The 21,700-nt window shown below is 47.8% G+C and carries 16 protein-coding genes; 11 read left to right on the top strand and 5 right to left on the bottom strand.

The features are described from left to right. Window positions 1-203 precede the first annotated feature (203 nt). Complete coding sequence (locus tag ACYVK4_RS12510) at window positions 204-335, bottom strand: hypothetical protein (RefSeq protein ID WP_461127851.1); 132 nt, start codon at window positions 333-335, stop codon at window positions 204-206. Window positions 336-924: 589 nt separating this feature from the next. On the opposite strand from ACYVK4_RS12510, the gene ACYVK4_RS12515 reads away from it, so the two are divergent. Further along, entirely contained in the window at window positions 925-2,637 is a 1,713-nt protein-coding gene (locus tag ACYVK4_RS12515) for a hypothetical protein (protein WP_461127852.1), read from the top strand. Window positions 2,638-2,671: 34 nt separating this feature from the next. Further along, window positions 2,672-3,757 (top strand): dienelactone hydrolase family protein, encoded by a 1,086-nt coding sequence (locus ACYVK4_RS12520; RefSeq protein WP_461127853.1) that lies wholly within the window; start codon window positions 2,672-2,674, stop codon window positions 3,755-3,757. A 63-nt stretch (window positions 3,758-3,820) separates the two neighbouring features. Here ACYVK4_RS12520 and ACYVK4_RS12525 read toward each other — a convergent pair whose 3' ends face one another. From ACYVK4_RS12525 to ACYVK4_RS12540, 4 genes are all read right to left on the bottom strand, one after another. Beyond that, window positions 3,821-4,882, bottom strand: coding sequence for an NAD-dependent epimerase/dehydratase family protein (locus tag ACYVK4_RS12525; protein ID WP_461127854.1), 1,062 nt, complete (start codon window positions 4,880-4,882; stop codon window positions 3,821-3,823). Between the two features lie 129 nt (window positions 4,883-5,011). After that, on the bottom strand, window positions 5,012-6,955 hold the full coding sequence (locus tag ACYVK4_RS12530; RefSeq protein WP_461127855.1) for a KUP/HAK/KT family potassium transporter: 1,944 nt from the start codon (window positions 6,953-6,955) through the stop codon (window positions 5,012-5,014). Between the two features lie 578 nt (window positions 6,956-7,533). Further along, the gene (locus ACYVK4_RS12535; protein ID WP_461127856.1) at window positions 7,534-10,131 is read right to left on the bottom strand and encodes a sialate O-acetylesterase; all 2,598 of its coding nucleotides are present in this window, start codon (window positions 10,129-10,131) and stop codon (window positions 7,534-7,536) included. A 52-nt stretch (window positions 10,132-10,183) separates the two neighbouring features. Then, window positions 10,184-11,524, bottom strand: a complete 1,341-nt coding sequence (locus ACYVK4_RS12540) for an Nramp family divalent metal transporter (RefSeq protein ID WP_461127857.1) — start codon at window positions 11,522-11,524, stop codon at window positions 10,184-10,186. Between the two features lie 233 nt (window positions 11,525-11,757). On the opposite strand from ACYVK4_RS12540, the gene ACYVK4_RS12545 reads away from it, so the two are divergent. The 9 genes from ACYVK4_RS12545 to ACYVK4_RS12585 all read left to right on the top strand — a co-directional run bounded on the left by ACYVK4_RS12545 (window position 11,758) and on the right by ACYVK4_RS12585 (window position 21,641). Beyond that, the gene (locus tag ACYVK4_RS12545) at window positions 11,758-12,414 is read left to right on the top strand and encodes a metal-dependent transcriptional regulator (protein ID WP_461127858.1); all 657 of its coding nucleotides are present in this window, start codon (window positions 11,758-11,760) and stop codon (window positions 12,412-12,414) included. A 107-nt stretch (window positions 12,415-12,521) separates the two neighbouring features. Beyond that, entirely contained in the window at window positions 12,522-13,598 is a 1,077-nt protein-coding gene (locus tag ACYVK4_RS12550; RefSeq protein ID WP_461127859.1) for an LptF/LptG family permease, read from the top strand. A gap of 91 nt (window positions 13,599-13,689) precedes the next feature. Beyond that, a complete protein-coding gene (locus ACYVK4_RS12555; protein WP_461127860.1) occupies window positions 13,690-14,637 on the top strand; it encodes a DMT family transporter in 948 nt (315 codons plus the stop codon). A 54-nt stretch (window positions 14,638-14,691) separates the two neighbouring features. Further along, entirely contained in the window at window positions 14,692-16,122 is a 1,431-nt protein-coding gene (locus ACYVK4_RS12560; protein ID WP_461127861.1) for a DUF6056 family protein, read from the top strand. Window positions 16,123-16,129: 7 nt separating this feature from the next. Beyond that, the gene (locus ACYVK4_RS12565; RefSeq protein WP_461127862.1) at window positions 16,130-16,867 is read left to right on the top strand and encodes a glycosyltransferase; all 738 of its coding nucleotides are present in this window, start codon (window positions 16,130-16,132) and stop codon (window positions 16,865-16,867) included. A gap of 433 nt (window positions 16,868-17,300) precedes the next feature. Further along, window positions 17,301-17,579 (top strand): hypothetical protein, encoded by a 279-nt coding sequence (locus tag ACYVK4_RS12570; protein WP_461127863.1) that lies wholly within the window; start codon window positions 17,301-17,303, stop codon window positions 17,577-17,579. 376 nt (window positions 17,580-17,955) lie between these two features. After that, window positions 17,956-18,957, top strand: coding sequence for a glycosyltransferase family 2 protein (locus ACYVK4_RS12575; RefSeq protein WP_461127864.1), 1,002 nt, complete (start codon window positions 17,956-17,958; stop codon window positions 18,955-18,957). 25 nt (window positions 18,958-18,982) lie between these two features. Then, window positions 18,983-19,957 (top strand): glycosyltransferase, encoded by a 975-nt coding sequence (locus ACYVK4_RS12580; protein ID WP_461127865.1) that lies wholly within the window; start codon window positions 18,983-18,985, stop codon window positions 19,955-19,957. 151 nt (window positions 19,958-20,108) lie between these two features. Continuing rightward, window positions 20,109-21,641, top strand: a complete 1,533-nt coding sequence (locus tag ACYVK4_RS12585; protein ID WP_461127866.1) for an MBOAT family O-acyltransferase — start codon at window positions 20,109-20,111, stop codon at window positions 21,639-21,641. The last annotated feature ends 59 nt before the right edge of the window (window positions 21,642-21,700 follow it).

Consider the following 21,700-nt stretch of genomic DNA (forward strand, 5'->3'; position numbering starts at 1 on the left):
TCAGCAACTATTTAAATTCACGTTAGCAAATGCACAACAAACTCGCTCCCTTCTCCCTCATTGTTTTCTACTGCCATCGTCCCCCGTGTCCTTTTGTCACAAATCAAAGCTCAACCCCAATCCCGTGCCCGCGCTTGGTGAAGAAGGGCTGAAAAATCTTATTCATTACCGCATCCGAAACGCCTGTACCATTGACTTTGACCTTATTCGTTCATGATGCCATAGCGTTGCAGCAGTTTCCCATCCCAAAAGACTTCGGATGCCCCAATCTGACTGATAGATAGTGCAAACTCCGTGGAGGCCGGAACCCGAATCCGCCATTGAAACCAACCCATTTGGGCTTTACGGATTTGGGGTAAGTCATGAATACCCTGCGTTGGATTAATACCCTCCCAGGCGGTATCGACAACCTCAGGTTTGGCTTAGTCAGGGTCATCGCCAGAGTGTCATTGGCGGCCTATATTGAGAAGGGCGCCTTGTTGGGGAATGGAATATTCGAAAAACTGATTGAGCCCGTATGGTACAGCATACAGTAAGCAGTACTACCCAAATAACGTGTTTCAGCATGGTATACCGGCAATAGCCAGTTCACGAAAAGTGAATGATTAGACCATTACGAAGACGTTGAGAAACATTCAGACAAAGAGTCTGTTTGCTGGTTAACAAGGAGATAGATAATAAAAATTGGTAAAGGCGAGAATATCCTGCCAAGTTAGCGTTTTAAAGTGTATTGCCTAACAGGCCGTGTGACTTCTTCAGTAGCCCCTTTTCGGGACTCGATTATACGGGAGTAGGATAGAGGTTTTTTCCATAACAAGTTGATCGTGGCTACCGACTTTTAGACGCGCTACGTTAAATTTGCTTCCTTTAGGTTAAACCTGCGAATGTGCTTGTGAATCTTACTTTTTGTCATTGAGTCAACCCATGCCTACCAGAAGCTTACCTTTTCTCCGTTCACAATATGTTACACCTTTCCTGATTGCCTTACCAACGTTCTGCTTTGTTTTGTTCGTTTGGAAATATGCCGTCAATGTGCCCTGGTTCGATGATATCGATGCCTTTCTGGGATTTACCCTGGCCTATTTGGATTCAGCGACCCTGTCTGATAAAATTTATAACATTTTTGTTCCTAACAACGAGCACCGAATTGTAGTAGCCAAACTGATTACATTAGGCATGTATTACCTGACGGGCCAGGTCAATTTCAGGTGGCTTATTCTTATTGCGCTGCTCTTCATTCTGGGTACGTTGATTCTATTCAGTCAGGTGTTTCGGTCCATACGCGTATCCTGGCTGTTATTTGTGCCGGTTCCCTTTCTGATGCTGCAACCACAATATTACCTGACAAGTTTGTGGTCCATTCCGGGTCTTCAGCATCCAGTTGTCATCTGCCTGACGTTGTCTTCGCTGTACTTACTTACTCAATCCGGCAAAACTCAATTTGCCGGTGCCGTCGTGATGCAGGTATTGGCTACTTTATCCATGAGCAATGGATTGATGGGATGGGTAGCGGGAGGGATTGTTCTGGCTCTGCATAAAAAATGGTATAAACTGGCCGGATGGATTGCCGGTAGTGTGGTGGCGGTTGTGCTGTACTTCTATAATTTTCAGAGTGCAGGCCGTACCGGCGATAGTCTGGCCTATAGTTTTGCCCATCCAGTACAGGCCTTTTCGGCTTTTTTTACGTTCACGGGCGGCCTGTTCGACTTTGTTCCGTTTGTTAATACAAACTGGCGGTATGCGCTGCCAACGGCTGGCGGTATGATGCTGGCGGCCATCGTGCTGGTGTTACTTTACCGGATGAACCGGGGGCTTTGGCAGGCAACGGCTCAACGGGTAGATGATGGCTTAAGAAAACGACGTTTGTTTTTCAGTGGGGCCTATGTCTTCTTATACGGAAATGCCGCGATCATCGCGCTTCTCCGGCTTCGTTATGGGTACAATGTGATGGTGGTCAGCAACTACATGATCTATCCGGCTATGCTTACGGCACTGGTCTACCTCAACGTGTTAAGCGAATGTGCAACCATGCAGGCGCAGCACAGGAGCTTTCGGGTAGGTTTAATCGGTGGATTGGTTATCTGGGTGTTTGCTTATGGGTATTATTTACCCAAAGCAGCCTTTCGGAAGCAGATGTTACTGACCAGTGCCATGAACCAGAAACATGCTGATATTGGTCTGGGGGCTACCTGGGGAACTCCTTTCGCCAGCATTGCCAGCTCAATGATGCGGAAATCGGTAGAGCGGGGTATATACCACTACCCCGAGAGTTATTTAACACCCGTTGAGCCCTTGTTAAAGTCGATGAACAGTGCCGCAACGGATGGGCCTTGCCTGCCTATGGACTTAACCGGTGGCGAAGTGATCTATATAACAAAAACGGCTCCCGATGCCTACACAACTAAGCTGGACCAGGCGGCCATTTTCGTAAAGTCGACAAACCACACAATTTTATACGCATCTGAAACGCCTTTTTCATTCGTTAATTTCTGGTTGAATAGGCCAATAACGTCGGCGTACTCAGAGTTTCTTACCATTGTGCTGGCGCCGGGGCGGTACCAGATCGGGGTATTGACTCCCTCGCAACCCAGCCGCCCAATTCGGTTCAGTTGTCAAAGCCTGACTATTCCTGATTAATATAAAATCGATATCCCTTATCCGGTAAATATGTATGGCAAACGTTCCTTTTGATCCCGGAAAACAGACGAATCGACGTGATTTCATGAAGGCCCAGCTTGTTAGTGGGCTCAGTGTACTAACAATCAGCCCAGTGCTGGCAGGAACTGACTCTATGAACCTGAATATACCCGCCAGTGCTGAATCGTTAGCGTCCGATACGCTTCGAGAAAAGTACCAGGCATGCCTGGGTGGGCCTTTTCCTGCTGCCGTGCCGCTGCAACCCAAACTTCGGGAAACCATGCAAAAGGATGGGTATCGGGTGGAGTCCATTACTTATCAAACCCAGGCGAACGATCGTGTGCCCGCCTTACTATTGGTCCCAAATAGCGTAACGGCAGCCAAACCAGCTCCCGCTATTGCGGTCTGGCATCAGCACAATGGCGAGTATCACTTGGGGAAATCAGAGCCCGCCGGGCTGGCTGGTAACCCCATGCACCATACGGCCGTAGCGCTGGTGAAAGAAGGCTATGTAGTGCTCTGTCCTGACGCGATCTGCTTTGAAGAGCGACAGGACCCCACCGGAAAGCTAAAAAACGGTGATTATGAACGGTTTGAATTCCTGAGGCAAGTGGTGCGCGGACGAAGTATGGCCTGGCAAAACGTGCTGGAGATGCACCGGGCTGTGGATTACCTATGCTCCCGCCCGGAGGTAGTTGCCACCCGAATTGGATGCTATGGACACTCGATGGGGTCAACCCATGCCTGGTTAGCGGCACCCCTTGATACCCGGATCAAATGCGTTGTCGGCAATTGCTGCCTGCCCACCTACGAAGCTATTGAAAACGAACGTCTGCTGCATTGCTTCCCTAATTTTGTTCCCGGCTGGTCTCAGTTTGGCGATACCCCCGACATTGCCGCGCTCATTGCTCCCAGAGCACTGCACCTGAATTTTGGCGATCAGGACGGCGGTTCACCCATCGACTTCGTTCGGAAAGGATTGCCCCGTATTGCGCAAGCGTATAAACAGGCGGGTGTCCCCCAGAATTTTACCTCGTTCATTGAGGAGGGTAAAGGGCATGTGTTGTCGGAGGCTATGTGGGAACAGGCGAAAGGGGTCTTTAAACGACATCTTACGTAATTGTCAATACCTAATAAGCTCCCGGCTCTTAATAGAATCGGGGGCTTTTCAGGCATTAATTGATTACTTCAAAATCGGTTCCAGCGCGGCCCGGTTCTCCTTGAGCCAGTCGTGAATGTCTGTGACAATCTCGCGTATGCCGAGTTGGGGTTTCCAGCCGGTCAGATTGGTGACGTTGGTATTGTCGGTGATGTACAGTCGAATATCAGCGGCCCGGTTTTCGGCAACCTGGTTTATCGGTATCGTTTTTCCCGTTACTTCCTGACAGATTTTGGTCAGCTCCTGCAATGAGGCACTGCTTTCTACGCCACCACCCGCATTCAGAATTTTACCGTCGACCTTATCAAGGTGATGCAGTTCCCAGTCGATGAGCCGGTAGAGGTCGGCGATGTGGAGCATGTCGCGGGTTTGTTTACCGGTGCCACCGTACCCAATATACGCCAGTTGCTGTTCGAAGAAGTGTTTGGCAATCCAGAGCACCATCACGCCCTGATCGACCTTACCCATTTGCCACGGACCCGTGATTACACCGCAACGGTTAATGACCGTTTTCAGGCCGTAAAATTCGTTATATTCCTGAATGAGCAATTCCGACGCCAGTTTGGTCGTGCCGTAGAGTGAGCGGGCACCGTCGAGGGGGAAATTCTCGGCAATACCCCGCGACGATACACCCGGCACGGGTTGGTCATCGGTCAGCACAAAACGCGTATCGGCTTCCTCGAAATTGAGGGTTTCGATGGTTTTGATTGGATACACGCGGCTCGTCGACAGGAAGATGAAGTTGGCTTTATGCTTCAACGTGTAGTTGAGACAGTTTACTGTACCGAACAGATTAGTATTGATGAGGTAATCCGGTGTGCCGTCCAGACCGGCTAGTACCGATGGTTCTGCAGAAGCCTCAATGACGGTATCGACAGCAGGCAAGGCGTCAAAATCTTCCTTATTTCGAATGTCGCCATGCAAAAACTCGATACCCGCAGCTTTCAAACGAGCGAGACTCAACTCAGAACCACGACGTTTAAGATTATCCAGCGCATAAATCTGGTACTGCGGATAATTCTGTTTAAGCGAAATGGCGAGCGATGCGCCAACAAATCCGGCACCGCCGGTGATGAGAATTTTCATGAACAAGTTGGTAAGTTGGTAAGCGGCTTCGCCTAAGTCAGTAAGTCAGTAAGTGCTGTCGCACTATCATTGCTTGCGCGGCAGCACTTACTGACTTACCGACTTAGGCGAAGCCGCTTATCGACTATTTTAAGAAGTAATACGTTTTAGTTGAATGTTCTCGACGGGGCGAATAACGAGGGGTACTTTTTCGATCTTGACCGAACTACTGTCCAGACCAAACCAGCGATCTTCGGGTGTTGTAAAGCTCTTGATCGCAAAATAAATGTTCATAATGAATCGCTCACGGGCGGGCAGTTCATTTTCGAAAGACAGGAATTTTTCCAGCACCACGAATCGGAAATCACCAATAACGTTCTGTCGACTAAGAGATTCGTAGCGGCTGGTGATGTCCACTTCTTTGTTTTTAACCATGTCTTCGATCACTTTCCGGAAGAATAGGTTAATGCGCTGTTCAACCCGGAAGCCCAGCTTAAACGTAACTTTATAAGCATCGTCCGGTGCAATCGTGTTCACCTTGTATTCCATTGTATATGGATCATCGGTCGTATCGACGTGCACGAACCAATAGATATCGGCTCGTTTGGGGCGTTTCTGGAAAATCGAGTAAATAATCTTTGACTCGATTTCTGATTGCCGGGCCGCATTGCTCATGAACACAATGTGGGTAGCATATTTTGGGATGCTTATATCCCGGCTGAGTTCTTTGATGGCCTGTATGTAGTTATCGATTCGTACATATTCGGTCAGGCGAAGTTTAATCTGGAAGGCCCTCAACCAAACAATCATAACGGAAGCCATCATTCCGGCAATCAGAATTGATACCCAGCCGCCATGCGTGAACTTAGCCAGGTTAGCTACCAGGAAGCAACTCTCCAGGGATAAATAGAAAATAAGGAAAAAGACGGTCAGCCAGGCATTGTATTTGTGCGAGTACAAATAATAGCTGAATAATATAGTGCTCATCATCATGGTCAGGGTAATGGCTAACCCATAGGCTGCTTCCATTCGCGAAGAATCCTGGAAATAGAGCACAACACCAACGCAGCCTGCGAAAAGCAGCCAGTTAATGCTGGGTACATACAGCTGACCTTTTTGATTCGACGGATAGCGAAGCCGGACCTTTGGCCAGAAGTTAAGCCGGATAGCTTCACTTATTAATGTGTATGCTCCCGTCAGCATAGCCTGGCTGGCGATTACGGTAGCTGCCGTGGCAACACCAATGCCAATCAGCAAAAACCACTCCGGCATGAGCCCGTAAAAAGGATTTCTCTCGCCTAACGGCTGACCAACCAGACTTTCGACGAAAGCACCCTGTCCAAAATAGTTAATCATCAGGCAGGCTTTGACATACACCCAACTGACCCGAATGTTGGATCGACCGCAGTGACCCATATCGGAATAAAGTGCCTCTGCTCCTGTAGTTGATAGGAAAACGGCTCCCAATAACCAGAATCCACCCGGATATCCCGTCAGGAAATCGTAGGCATACAAGGGGTTGATTGAAGCTAAAATGGTGAGATCATCGATGATGTTGATGATACCAAGCGTGCCCAGCATCGTGAACCAGACCAGCATAATGGGGCCAAAGGCTGTGCCAACCACACTGGTACCGAAGGTCTGAATCAGAAAAAGAAAAGCCAGAATACCTAACACAATGGGCACTGTTGGAATATCGGGGTAGATAATCCGGAGTCCTTCTACGGCCGATGAAACAGAAATTGGGGGCGTAATGATGCTATCTGCCAGTAGTGAACTCCCGCCAATAATAGCTGGAATGGTTAGCCACTTCGCGTGTCGGCGTACCAAAGCATAGAGGGCAAAAATTCCTCCCTCGCCCCGGTTGTCGGCACGTAAAATCAGGATAACATACTTTACGGTGGTTTGAAGGGTAACTGTCCAGAAAATACAGGAAAGCGCTCCTCGAACAACTTCAGCTTTGATGGGCTCAGTGGTACCTACAATTGACCGGAGAACATACAGGGGCGATGTGCCAATATCTCCATAAATAATGCCCATTGCCACCAGCAAGCCGGCAGCGGTAACTGTGTCTAAACGTTTCTTATCTTCCATAAAATAGGCTAACGCCTTCTTGCTTTACAAGCGGGTCAAAACGGCGCAAAGATAACCTTTGTTTACACCGTTTTAATGAAAGCACGACTGAAAGTTACGGGCAAATGATGTCTGAACGTGGGGCAGGGCCCGTAGTGCCAAGTTATCAGTTAATTGTCAAAGCGAAAGGGGACTAGTAGCGGCCTTTCGTAATTGGAGAAATTCGTGGGCAGATGAAAACACCGATCAGGTAATCCTCAGAAAATCATTCGACTAGGTGCGGTGTTTACTACAGGGTACTATGAGGCACACTAATCTGCGTTCATGAAAATAATACCCTAAACTGTAAAACTAAAATGTTATCAACATCGTACATAGTATACTAAACATGGTTGCCGGTTGTGGAGTTTTGTTTAATTAGGTGTGTTTAGTAGATGGCCCGTTAGATTAGCGGGCTATCTCTTTGAGGATGAGTTTGTCGGCACATATTAAACAGTGAACCCTTTTTTATTAAGGGAATAACGGGGGCTGTGTGGTATCTACAGAGAGAACCAGGCGTTGCCGCTGGCAGCCACATCATAATCGACCACTAAGAAAACTCAACGCACCCGAAGCGTTAACCGGACGGTATCGTCTTCGCCATTGGTAAAGCCGTTGCCGGGCGTGGAGTCCGGGTCTGCCGGGGATGCCTGACTTATTTGTGCCTGATTGACCAGATACCCTGTCCGGATGGCACGAGCAGTAAAGACGAAGCTTCGGCTGTTTCCTGTCAATAAATTCGAGAACTGTACAGATAACTGCTGTCCCGCAACTTGCCAGCCGGGGGCGTCCACTATGGCTAGTTCGGGAGGGAGTTGATCTAAAAGTGTGATGGTTGTCACCTGTTCAGCACCTGCATTGTCGACAGTTAACGTAAAGCTAACCAGTTCATTAAGGGCAGGCGCCAGCGTGCTGCTCTGCATGCGCAGACTTAGATCTGCTTTGCCAGTAACCGCTGCAGGTTGATTGGGTTGTACGACCGGCAGGGTACGTGGATTAGGATTGGGTGATGCAAACACAGTATTGGTAGCGGTAGGCGTTGTGCGTAAATCTGCCAGGGCCATGTCATCTTCGCCATCAGATGTGCCGCTACCGGCTTGAGAATCAGCGTCCTGTTGAGCACATTGAAGTACCTGAGCGGCCATAATGTAATTTCCCGGTTGCTGTGCGTTGGCAACATATGTCCAGCTAATGGATCCGCCTGGTGGTAATGATGTGACTGAAGCGGCTACAACACCAGCCGAATAGGTTGTTGTGTTACCGGCTAAAAATTCCAGATTAGGGGGTAGTCTATTTTCGATTTTAACCTGAGTGGCTGTGGCTGGTCCACTGTTCGTTAGGGTTAGGGTTACCTGAAAGGGTAAACCAATAGCCGGAACCCGCAAGGATGTTAGAAGTGACAGCTGTAGGTCGACAAGGTCAAGATTCGCCGTTTCCACGCGGACAGCCGCGCTCAATGGCGATTCAGATACTGTGCTGGTGGCTCGTAACCGATAATAAACAATGGTTGGCTGTCTTGGCAGTGTAACATCCATGTAACTGGTAGCCTGTCCGTTGGCACGGCCAATTATAGAATACGGTCCGTTTGGGCTAGTCGCGCGTTCAATGTCATATCCATCAAGCTGACCAGAAGGGGCTCGCCAAATTAACTGGACCTGGTTATTGGCTAATACGTTGATTGATTCAATAGCAACCCTGGGCAGTTCATTGGCTATGCCAACATTTTCGAATGTAAATGCGCGCATCCCTCGTCCATTTTTTAGGTGAACACCGTCGTAATAGGCTATATGTTCATCTCTAAAATAAGAGGGAAGATACGTAAGAGACGTCGCGGATACTGGGGTCACAAGGGCCAGTGAAACGCGGTTTTGGTTGGCAAACCCGTTCCTGACCAGCCCTGACAGACCATCCAGATAGATAAAATCTTTCAGTTTGCGCTGATAGGGCATACCCGTGTTTATGTCGTTTATTGTTGAGTCTGCAGGCCATACCATCTTCATGGTTGGCTCAAAAACCATAGTAAGGGTGTCGCGTCTGGCGTTGAAGTAAGCTTTCTGAATCGATGGCGAATTGATCTGTACGGTGTCTGGGGCCTTGTAAATGTCGCGGGCAATTTGTCTAAAAACTTCATAGGCTATCCGCAGATTGCCTTCTGTGGAATAGTGGACACCGTCAAAACCAGGGGCACCAACGGTAGCAATAGTTTCGAGATTAGCGTATAGGGATTTTGTACGACGTTGAAAATCCCGGACGCTTCCTGCTCCACTATTATTCTCCGGTAGAAAGTTTATCTGGCTAAGGTAAATAGGTACCCGGTTTCCGTAATCCTGTCGCCACTGTTTGTATAATTTGTCAAACATCTGGCTATAGTAAATGCCATTCAGATAAGCTCCCCCGGCTTCCGTTTCTCCCTGTTTCCAGACAATAGCACGGACTGAGGAAGCGGCCTTTGCCATCTGGTGACGGTAAAGTGTCTGGCCGTAAGTAGTGTTCAGGTCGGCTGGGTTGTTGGGGTTACGATTACTGAGCAGGTCAATACCAGCTCCCCCCACAGCGCCATTGATTATACAGGTTGGTATACCGAACTGTTCCAATATTAACTCCTGTAACCGCCAGCCAATTAACCCAACAGAGGTATACGGCTTTTTTGACGGAAACCAGGTAACCTGACCGCTTGTCGGGGAGCTGCCTTCTAAAAAGTCGAAGTTGCGTAAATATGTATCGTCTATCGGATAGTCAGGAAAAAAGCCGATCGCATTCGATTGACCGTAGATCTGGATGTAATCGCCACAAACGATGCGGGTGCGTTCGGCTATCAGGACAGAATCAGCTCCTTTGTGAGCATAGACAAGAACCGAATACTGATATTTACCTGCCTGTAGCTGAACGCCGATCGTAAAGGAACTAGGCCGATTTACGCCCAGAGCGGTAGTCTTCCAGGCCCAGGGCTGCCCTTGCCGTAAAACCTTGACGGATACCCGGTCGCTTCCTGTTGTTGTGCCCACACCTTCGACCGAAACGGTTGCCCTATTGGTACTATCTCGGGCGAAAAGTTGAAAATTACTCGGGAGCTGACTCAGGGTCACACCAGTTTGGCAATATGCATGCTGGGTGAGAGTCCACAGAACTGTGAGGAGTACAAATGATCGGAAGTGCATGGCTTATTGGTGAGGACAATAAAGCCAGGTTAACTACGAAATTTGTGCCAGTTTAGTTACTTAGAACGGTGTCCCATAATAAATATCCATTTAAGCCAATAATTAGTACAGCAACAGCCCAGGAGATTATTTTCATCCAGACAGGGTTAACGAATTTCCCCATTTTCAAACGGCTATTGGTGAATAATACCAGCGGGACAACGGCGAAACTTAGCTGTAATGACAGAACCACCTGACTGAGCACAAGTAGTTCGCTAGTGCCATGCTCTCCGTATAAAATGGCGACGATCAACGCCGGAACGATAGCTACTAAACGCGTAATCAAGCGACGGATCCAGGGCTTTAGTCGGAGGTTTATAAAGCCCTCCATCACAATCTGACCCGCCATGGTACCCGTCAGGGTTGAGTTTTGCCCTGAAGCCAGCAGGGCAACGGCAAATAAAATACCCGCCACCTTAACGCCCAGAATCGGATCGAGTAAACGATGCGCATCGGTAATGTCAGCGACCTCTTGATTACCGGAAAAATGAAAAGCCGCGGCTGATAAGACAAGAATGGCTGCGTTGATAAAAAAGGCCAGAAACAGCGATACGGTTGAGTCGATAGTGGCAAATTTAATGGCCGATTTTCGGCCAATGTCATTTCGGCCAAAATCGCGGGTTTGTACGATGCTGGAATGCAGGTACAAATTATGCGGCATGACCGTAGCACCAAGTATACCAATGGCGATATAAAGCATGCCGGGGTTGGTTATTATTTCCGTTCTCGGTACCAGACCCGCAACAACCTCGGCTATGTCAGGTTTAGAAACCAGCAATTCATACCCAAAGCAACCGACAATCAGGAAGATAAGACTGGCAACTATTCGTTCGATGAGCTGGAAACCTTTGTTTTGGAGGTATAGCAGCAATAATACGTCTAGGGCGGTAATTAAAATACCAATCGTGAGCGGTAAGCCAAACAACAGATTGAGCGCTATGGCAGAACCGATAACTTCAGCCAGATCAGTGGCCGCAATTGCAATTTCTGCCAGCAGCCACAGACCAATGGACACCGGTTTGCTAAAATGATCACGACAGGCCTGGGCCAGATCGCGGCCGGTGGCAATACCCAGTTTAAGGGCCAAATGCTGAAGGAGTATGGCAAATAAATTGGAGATAAGCACGACCGACAACAGTTTGTACCCGTATCGGGCACCACCGGCTATATCCGTTGCCCAGTTGCCGGGGTCCATGTACCCAACGGCTACCATGAGTCCGGGACCTGCATAAGCCCGAAGTGTTTTAAAAAAACCACCTCCAATGGGTACATGAACGGAACTGTGTACGTCGGCCAGAGATTTATTCTTGTTTTCCTGCCGCCAGCCTTTCATTGACGTATTCGTTGCTTCCATACGTTTCTCCTGCACGTTGACTTCTTACTCAAGTACTGTTAGTTGATTACTCGTTGAGGCATTCCCCGATTGCCAATCGAATGGATCAGATGTATAACGCAATAAAGATAAGTATTGTTGAAATAAAAATTTAGGCATCCCTAAATTTTTAGAAAGTTTAACATTAAAACTACCTTTGCAGGTCGATTGTTTTGTTTAGTTTAGCCGTTACCAAGTAAGCAGCCATTAAGTACATGCATTCCTTCACTGAAGAAAATTACCTCAAAACCATCTATTACCTGGCTGCTCGTCAGCAGGGTGAGGTCAGTACCAACGCGCTGGCAGAGATGACGGCGACGAAGGCTGCTTCCGTAACGGATATGCTGCGTAAACTGGCTGATAAACAGCTTATTCATTATAAAAAATACCAGGGTGTTCGCCTGACAGATGAAGGGGAACGACTGGCTTTGCAGGTTATTCGGCGGCATCGGCTGTGGGAGGTTTTTCTGGTTCAGAAGCTTGGTTTTAGCTGGGATCAGGTTCATGAAATTGCCGAAGAACTGGAACATATACGGTCTGAAGAACTGGTTTCCCGCTTAGATACGTATTTAGGCTGCCCACAGTTTGATCCGCACGGCGATCCAATACCAACGCAAGCTGGTCAGATGCCCGAAATGGGCTACCGGAAACTGTCGGATGTGAAAACGGGTGAAGACGTCTGTTTGATGGCCGTTCTCGAACACTCGACCGAATTCCTGAAACACCTCGATCATTCGAATTTAACCCTTGGTTGCACCGTTACGGTCAATGAGATCAATGCCTTCGATAAATCGGTGCTGGTGCAGATCGACACGGGGCGAACGGTATTCGTGAGCTACGAAGTCGCGAAGAATTTATTAGTGAGTCAATAAGTTGGTAAGTAGCTGATGTCCGAAACAGTTTACGCGTCAGCTACTTACCGACTTACTGACTGACCAACTTACCGACTTAGGTGAAGTCACTTACCAACTTACTTTGAATGAAACTCTTAGACGCCTACATACTCAAACGCTTTCTGCAAACATACATCTTTGTGGTGTTGGTTATTGTGCTGGTGGTTGTGATGATCGATTATACCGAGAAGGTCGATAACTTCCGCAAAACCCACGCCCCCGGAAACGAAATCCTTTTCAATTATTACCTCAATTTCGTACCCTACTGGGCCAATTACATTAGCCCCTTGATGGTATTTATTGCCACGGTCTTTCTGACATCACGGCTGGCGGCCCGTACGGAGATCATTGCTATACTCAGTAGTGGTGTCAGTTTTGTTCGGTTGCTGCTGCCTTATGTGCTCGGTGCGTCGGTGTTGGCCGTTGCTACGTATTTTATGGTCAACTACGTGATACCGAAAGCCAATAAAACCCGTATTGCCTTTGAGATAAAGTACATTAATGATGCCTACACCTACTCGGGACGCAATGTTCATTTGAAGATCGCTCCCAACGTTTACGCCTATCTCGAAAGTTATAATAACCAGAGTAATATCGGCTATAAGTTTACGATGGAGAAAGTGGAAGGTAATCAACTCAAACAAAAACTGTCTGCCGACCATATCGAATGGGACGCCAAGAAAAAAAAATGGGCGGTCTATGATTATAAGATACGAACCATAAATGGACTACAGGAGACATTAACACCCGGCGCCCGGATTGATACCACACTAAATTTAAAACCTGACGACTTCAGCTCGGATTTTAATCTGTACGAAACCCTGACCCGACCGGAACTCAATCGGCACATTGAGTTGCTACAAAGTCGTGGTGCTGATGGAGTTGAAACCTACCTTCTCGAAAAATACAGCCGCGATACCCGACCTTTTGCCATCATTATCCTGACCGTCATTGGGGTCATTATGTCGGCACGCAAAAGTCGCCGGGGGGTAGGCTGGCAGGTGGCCCTGGGCTTCTTTCTGGCGTTTACCTATCTTTTGTTCTTTATGCTGGCAAAAGGCATCGCCGAGTCGGGGAACCTGAACCCAGTAGTGGCAGTCTGGTTACCAAACGCTATTTTTGCAGCTGTTGGTGTGCTTTTGTACAACACTATTCCAAGGTAAAAGGAATGAGGGACGGAGCGCAGGGAGCTATTCAGTTGTAATTTTATTCATCAGATGGCTCCTGGCTCCCCATTCCTGATTCCTCGCTGCTATGCAAAATAAGGCTTCATTTACAGATTATCTACAACTTCATTTCATTGTTCTGATCTGGGGATTTACGGCCATTCTGGGCAAACTGCTTCAACCGCTCGATCCGTCGGCGGTCGTTTTGTTTCGGACATTGCTGGCAGTTTTAGGAATGGGGGTTGTATTGCTCGTTCGCAAACAAAACATTCGCGTATCGAAAGACGATTTCTGGAAACTGCTGGGTACGGGGGGGCTTATTGGCCTTCATTGGGTGATGTTTTTTCTGGCGGCCCGTTTGTCTAACGTGTCTGTATGCCTGGCTGGCATGGCCACAAGCTCGCTCTGGGCCAGCGTTCTGGAGCCCATATTATTGCGCCGGCGGGTGCGTCCTGTTGAGGTTGCACTGGGAGCCGTTGTCATGGGCGGGCTATACCTTATTTTTCGATTTGAGTTCGATAAAGTCATTGGGCTGGCCGTTGCCGTCGGATCAGCCATGTTATCTTCTCTGTTCACCATCATTAACAGCCGTTTCACACACCGGTATGATGCCATCGTTATCTCATTTTATGAAATGAGTGGCGCTCTGCTGGGTGCCATGATCCTGTGGCTAACAGCGCAGCAGATCGACGCCCCAAGTTCAACGTCTGTTGTTGAATACATCCCCCACACACTTCTTCAGTTTTTCTGGCTGCTGATATTATCGTTGGTCTGCACAGTATATGCCTATACCGTGGGCGTGAGTCTGTTACGAAAATTTTCGGCTTATCTGGCCATATTAACTGTAAATTTAGAGCCGGTGTATGGCATATTATTAGCCCTGTTAATTTTTGGCGACACCGAGCACATGACGGAGGGCTTTTATATCGGTACGCTTGTTATTCTGATCGCTGTATTGGCCTATCCATTTCTAAATAAACAGAAGCCAACATCAACCACCCCTACCGGGGGAGATTTGGAAATTGACTTACATTAATAAAAGAACAAGGGCATTGCGAATGGCCTGACTTTTCTCTGTCCGAATTTTTGCATGAAACATCCGCTTATTGACCGGTTAGCGACCATCATCGTTATTCTTTTATTTCTATTGGCTTATCTGCCAATCGTTCTGCTTTCCTTTCATAATCATCCATCAGCCGCCGACGACTACTGTTTTGCTGATACGGCCCTACGCTATGGGTTCTGGCAGGGGCAGAAATTTTATTATGATGGATGGACAGGCCGCTACTTTTCCAATATGCTGGTACATGGTAGTCCACTGGTGTGGGGCTGGTATGATGGGTATCGGTTTATTCCGGTATGCATGGCTACCGCTCTCGTCGCATCGATTTATGCCCTGATGAATGAAATGTTGCGGGGAGAATCCCTGCGCAATCGGTTGATGGCTACAGGCGTGATCTTTTTTATGGTCGTTCTGGCTCTTCAGAGTACAGTAGAAGCCTTTTTCTGGACGGCTGCTATGGCTACGTATACCGTTCCGACGATACTGACCATTTACCTGATAGCGGTCATTATCCAATGGTATCGATTGCCGGATGGCCTGCACAAAGGGTTAACGGCTGTCTGGGCGGGCTTTCTGGTATTTGCCAGCGTTGGATCGGGCGAAACGAATCTTATTCTGCTCATTCTATTGCTGATCACCATACTTGGTTATCGGCTGGTGTTTCTTCGTCGATTCGATCCGTTATTACTCTGGCTAGTGGGAGTGTCTCTGGTGTCTGCGTGGTTGTTGTTCCGAGCACCCGGTAACGCTATTCGTATGGGTAGTAATGAAGCAAAAGCGGGGGAGTTTCTAAAATCAATCGGAATGGCTTTTATCTGGTTGGGCCGTTCCATAGGGGAGTGGCTGATAAAAACGCCGGTTATTCCTTTTTCACTTCTTTTCATACCCATTGCCCGCCGACTGGTTCGACATGGAAGCCAGGTGCGCGAGTTATTCCTGCTGCCCGCTGGCCTGCTAACGATCGTGTATTTGGGCTTGCTGGCCGCTGCCATATTCCCATCTTACTATGGGTTGGGCATCGCTCCGTTTGCCCGAACCATGAATATCCTGTTTGTTTTTTTTATACTTGGCTGGTTTTTTGTACTTACGGTTTGGGTAGGCTGGCTGGAACGACGGGGCCGCAGCTTAACACTCGTTCAGAAATGGCCCGCGCCGGTCTGGTTGTTTACCGGGGTTTGGCTAGTGGGCAGTGTGTTTTTCAGCAAGCCGATCCGGGAGATGAGTACGGATCTAATTAGTGGTAATGCTGCGACGTACGATCAGGAAATGACCGAGCGGCATCGTCAGCTTCTGGCATCGGCTGATACCGTTCGTTTACGACCCATTAGTGTTTATCCCCCCAGCCTGTTTGTTGAAGACATAAAAATTGACCGAAACCATTGGTGGAATCGCTGCCAGTCGGGCTATTACGGTCATAAAGTGCTTGTTCTGGATTCTACGCTCACCGTCACTCGTTAAAGGTTGTATGTCTTCCGTCTGTATAATTATTCCCTGTTACAACGAAGCGACCCGGCTCCCGGTCGACGCCTTTATGACGTATATGCAGCAGAGTACGAATATAAATTTCTGCTTCGTCGATGATGGAAGTACCGACGACACTAAATCGGTCCTGCAAACCATGCAGGTTCGGTATCCGGAGTACGTCAGTACGTTGATCTTACCTCAGAATATGGGGAAGGCGGGGGCTGTTCGGGCAGGTATGTTACATTGTGTTGATAAGTCATTCGATTATTTAGGGTTTCTGGATGCCGATCTGGCCACACCCCTGACAGCTATTCCTGATTTGACGGCTGTACTGGACGCCAACGTGGCTTTGGACATGGTTTTAGGATCACGTATAAAGTTTCTGGGTGTCGATATTCAGCGAGACCCGTTTCGCCATTATGTTGGACGGGTAATTGCTACGCTCATCAGTAACATTCTGAAACTACCGGTATACGATTCGCAGTGTGGTGCCAAGCTGGTTCGATCAGGATGCGTTGTCAACCTGTTTCAGGAGCCATTTATTAGTCCGTGGCTGTTCGACGTCGAGTTACTTGCCCGTCTTACGCGTACACACGGCCGACCGGGCGTACTCGGTCATGTTGCTGAGTACCCACTCCGGCAATGGATTGAGAAGAGTGATTCACGCATCAGTTCCAGCTATGTTTTCAGGATGTGGTATGAACTATACCGGATTCAACGAAAATATAGACACGTATGATAATGGAAAACAAGGCCTATTCGTGTAGAACCTGAGCAATCACAGACGCTTCTGCCCAAATGTCAAAAAACCGGGAGTCGTGTGGGAATTCTTCTTCACTACCCTTGTATTGGGTTTTTTGGCTTAGTGGCTTATTTGATTTTTTCCTTTTGTTCCTATTGTATGGCGTCGTGTTTTGCCAACCCTGATGGGAGGGGTTTTGATGGAGGCCTTATCATGGTTGATAGGGCGGCTGAATAAGTCGATTATGCCGAAGATGTCCGACAAAAGCGACGTTATTTCTTTACCGGCTGCTTTACCTTTCTTCCACTCAATGCCACCATAGTTGCCCTCCTCAGGCCCCGGTTCGGCTACTATGTTATGTTGGTAAGCAACTACATGATTTACCCGGCTGTTCTGGTGTCACTCCTTTATCTGACGGTATTAAGTGAACTTGAAACGCTGGACATTGTCCGGATTACTTGTCAGTGTAGGAATCTTTGTTTTCTGGTACGCCGTGCGTCTGCCAAGAATTTCGTTTCGAAAAGATAAATTGCTAACTGCTTCTTTTAATAAAAAATATAATGAAACAGGTGTGGGCGCCAGTTGGGTAACGCCTGTCGCTAGCTTATTTTATCGAGCAATGAATGAAGCGGTGAAACGAGGATTTTATGTGTATTCGCTTACTTATTTAACCCCATATGAAAAAGTACCATTGTCATCCAGACATTAATGGCTTCTCCTGAACTTAGTTTTCAAATTTCCTCACAGAAACCAACCATAGCGTGTATTTCCATCCAATTAGTGTGCAACAGTTGTAGTTCAATCGGATTAACACACTTATTTATTCCCCTCTGAGCTGCCATTTACACTGGTAATGTTTTATTTGCGCCGACTGGTCAGAGCGGTCAGAGCTTATGTAGGAAAAGCAGCACAACCCACCATGTACTATCCTGTTGGCGTTCAGAGTTTGTCCCCAAGCAACCAGAATGTAATTCGTTTTAGTCACCGGTCGCTCGTTGTTCACTGAGAAAAGATAGGGATGGTATAATTTCAACATCAAAAACATTTATTTTTGCCAATTACGCTTTTGATTCAATTTAATTGTTTTGTCGAACCCACAGATTTCTATAATAGCGCCACTTTACAACGAAGCTGAGTCGTTACCACGTCTGGTTAACCGCCTGAATGCCGTAATGGATAATTCGCCACTGGCTATTGAGGTTGTTTTGATTGACGATGGAAGCCGTGATACGACGGCGATTCTGATGCAGCAGTTGGCCCTAACAGACGCTCGCTATCAGTGTGTGTTCTTATCCCGTAATTATGGACATCAACTGGCACTTACGGCAGGCATTGCGTCAGCTAGTGCTACAGAAGCGTTATTTATCATCGACGGTGATTTGCAGGACCCCCCCGAATTACTGACCGAATTTTACCAGAAATTTCAGGAAGGGTATGATGTCGTGTATGCGATCCGCAAAAAACGCAAAGAGAGTTGGTTCAAACGAACAGCCTATGCGATGTTCTATCGACTCATGCGTTCAATTTCCTACGTCGACCTTCCATTGGACAGTGGTGATTTCTCGCTCATAAGCCGCCGGGTAGCTGATGTACTCAAACAGATGCCGGAAGAAAGCCGGTTTATTCGAGGCATGCGCAGCTGGATAGGATTTAACCAGATCGGTGTCGAATACGAGCGGGACGCCCGTTTGGAGGGCGAATCCAAATATTCATTCAGTATGCTCCGGCGACTGGCTTATAACGGTATTTTTAATTTTAGTGAATACCCCGTCAAGATTATTACCCGAATGGGAATGGTCACCATTGGGGTTGCCCTGGTGTATCTTATTCAAACGTTAATAAAACGGTTTATCTATCATGATGTACCACAGGGGTTTACGGCTCTGTTGTTCGTCATTGTTCTTTTTAGTGGAGTACAACTCATTGCCCTCGGATTGATTGGGGAATACGTGCTGCGCATATTTTTTCAGGCTAAAGGGCGACCACTTTATGTGGTTCGGGAGATTATTCGTCAAAAAAAGCGACAACCTTTGCCAACGATAAAGCCTTACGGTTCTCCTGATCCTGCTGTTAACCCCACCCACTAAGTACTATTAATTGTCACCAACCCTGATGGTATTAGAAAACAGTTCACCCACCTATCCCGACCGCATTAATATCGTCATTCCTTTATTTAACGACTGGCAGGCGCTGGGGCTTTTGCTGGAACGTATTCGTGACGTGAACGAGCCCGGCCTTACCAATCGCCTGTTCTTCCTGGTTGTTGATGATTGTTCATCAACAAATTTCGAAACGTTGCCCACCAGGGTTGGCCAGTCGCTGTCGGTACTTCGCCTGTTTCGGAATGTCGGCCACCAGAAAGCCATCGCCCTCGGTTTATCCTATCTGGCATCACTGCCCGATCAATACCCGACTATTGTCATGGACTCCGACGGGGAGGACAGACCGGAAGATATCCCCCAATTACTACAAACCGGTGCGAACAACCCCGGACGAGTGGTTTTTGCTCACCGCGCCAAGCGGCACGAGAGTGTGGTTTTTCGCCTGTTTTATGAAGTATACAAGGCCGTTTTCCGGATGCTCACGGGCAAAGTCATCACCTTTGGGAACTTTAGCCTGATTCCGGCCCAGCAACTGCGGAGGCTAACGCATGTCTCCGAGATCTGGAACAACTACCCCGGTGGCGTTATCCGGTCCCGATTACCCTACACAGCGGTGCCGCTGGAACGAGGCCGCCGGTTAGCGGGAGAATCCAAAATGAACTTTGTGTCGCTGGTCCTGCACGGGCTTAGCGCTGTTTCGGTATTGATGGATACGACCGCCGTTCGATTGGCATTGTTCTGCGTCATCATGGTTGTTGCATCCGCTTTCGGTATTAGCGTAGTGGTTGCCCTTCGTCTGTTTACCGATACCGCCGTGCCCGGTTGGGCCAGCTATTTAGTTTTTTCATTTCTGATCGTTATCCTTCAGGCTTTCCTGATTTCATTATTGTTGGTATTTATTGTGCTGTCGTACAGAACGCAGGTACAGTTTATTCCGGCCCGCCAGTTTCAGGACTTCGTTGAAAAGGTTGAAAAGGTATATTAATATAGTTGGTAAGTCAGTAAGTCGGTACGTTAGTAAGTGGCTGACGCATGAACGTTGCGTAGGCCAATCCACCGTCTACGAATGCGGTCAGTTACTGACTTGCTGACTTATCGACTTGGGCGAAGCCGCTTACCGACTTACTGACTTAACAATGCTCTTTAATTCATTACAATTTTTATTATTCTTTATTGTCGTTACGCTTAGCTACTTCAGTTTGAAGTGGCAGGGGCGGTGGATGCTGTTGCTGGTGGCCAGTTGCTACTTCTACATGGTATTTCAACCGGCCTATATAGTTATCCTCTTTCTGACTATTGTTATCGATTACATTGCCGGAATCTGGATTGAAAAATCTTCCGGTAAAGCTCGTCGCTGGTTGCTTATCCTGTCCCTGATTTCAAATCTCGGGATTCTCGCCTTCTTCAAATACTTAGGTTTCTTCACTGAAAACCTGACGTTATTATTTGAGAAATTAAGCATGCCAGGTGTAGCCGAAACCGTTTCAGAACTGGTAAATCGGATATTTGTGAAGGTGCTCCATGTGTTCGGGCAAAGTGGAATTTCGTCTTATAAAGACAATATGAGCATCCTGCCCATCGGCCTGTCGTTCCACACGTTTCAGGCCATGAGCTATACCATCGAAGTGTACCGGGGTAATCAGAAAGCCGAGAAACATTTTGGTATCTATGCCCTGTATGTCATGTTCTACCCGCAACTGGTAGCTGGTCCGATTGAACGTCCTCAGAATGTACTCTGGCAGTTCCACGACTACTTTAAATATGATGCCGAGAATGTAAAAGCGGGCCTGATGCAGATGGCCTTCGGCTTATTCAAAAAACTCGTTATCGCCGACCGGTTAGCCATCCTCGTTGATCATGCGTATGCCGACCCGGCCCAGCAAAATGGTCTGACGCTGCTGATAGCTACTTTCTTCTATACATTCCAGATTTACTGCGACTTTTCGGGGTATTCCGACGTGGCCATTGGAGCCTCGCGGGTGATGGGTTTTACGCTCATGGAAAACTTCCGGACGCCCTATATTGCCCAATCCGTTTCGGAGTTCTGGCGACGCTGGCATATCTCGCTATCGACCTGGTTTCGCGATTATTTATACATTCCACTAGGAGGCAATCGCAAGGGCGAATTTCGACAGTATATAAACATGCTGATCGTTTTTCTGGCAAGCGGGCTCTGGCACGGCCCCAATTGGACCTATGTAATTTGGGGAGGATTGAACGGTATTTATCAGATTCTGGCAGTACTTCGGGATAAACTCCTGGCGAAGATGGGGTTTTCCAGCACGCCCCCAAGTTTGGTCACGTCACCGGTTCATGATCGCCAAAGCCGGAAGTCACCTGTGCGGGTAGTCGTCAATACGCTGATTACCTTTGTGCTAATCATGCTGACCTGGGTGTTTTTCAGAGCCCGCAGTGTGAGTGATGCGTTACTGATTTTAAAGCGCATTCCAACGCTGTCGTTCAGTGATTCGATTGATAGTCCCATGAACTCGACCGAAATGTGGTTCAGTATGTTTCTGATCGTGTTTCTGCTGGTAAAAGAACAGTTCTATCTTGCCATTCCCACACGCAATACAGTACGTTTTGCCGCACTTTTCGTTCTGATCACCTTTGTTACCTACCTGTTCGGCGTTTTCTCTTCCAATCAATTTATCTATTTCCAGTTTTAGCGGTTTAAGTAGTGTCTAAGCGCTTGGTGTGATAGTTGAAAATTCACACTGGGCTCCTG

It is taken from the genome of Spirosoma aerophilum (assembly GCF_054782495.1).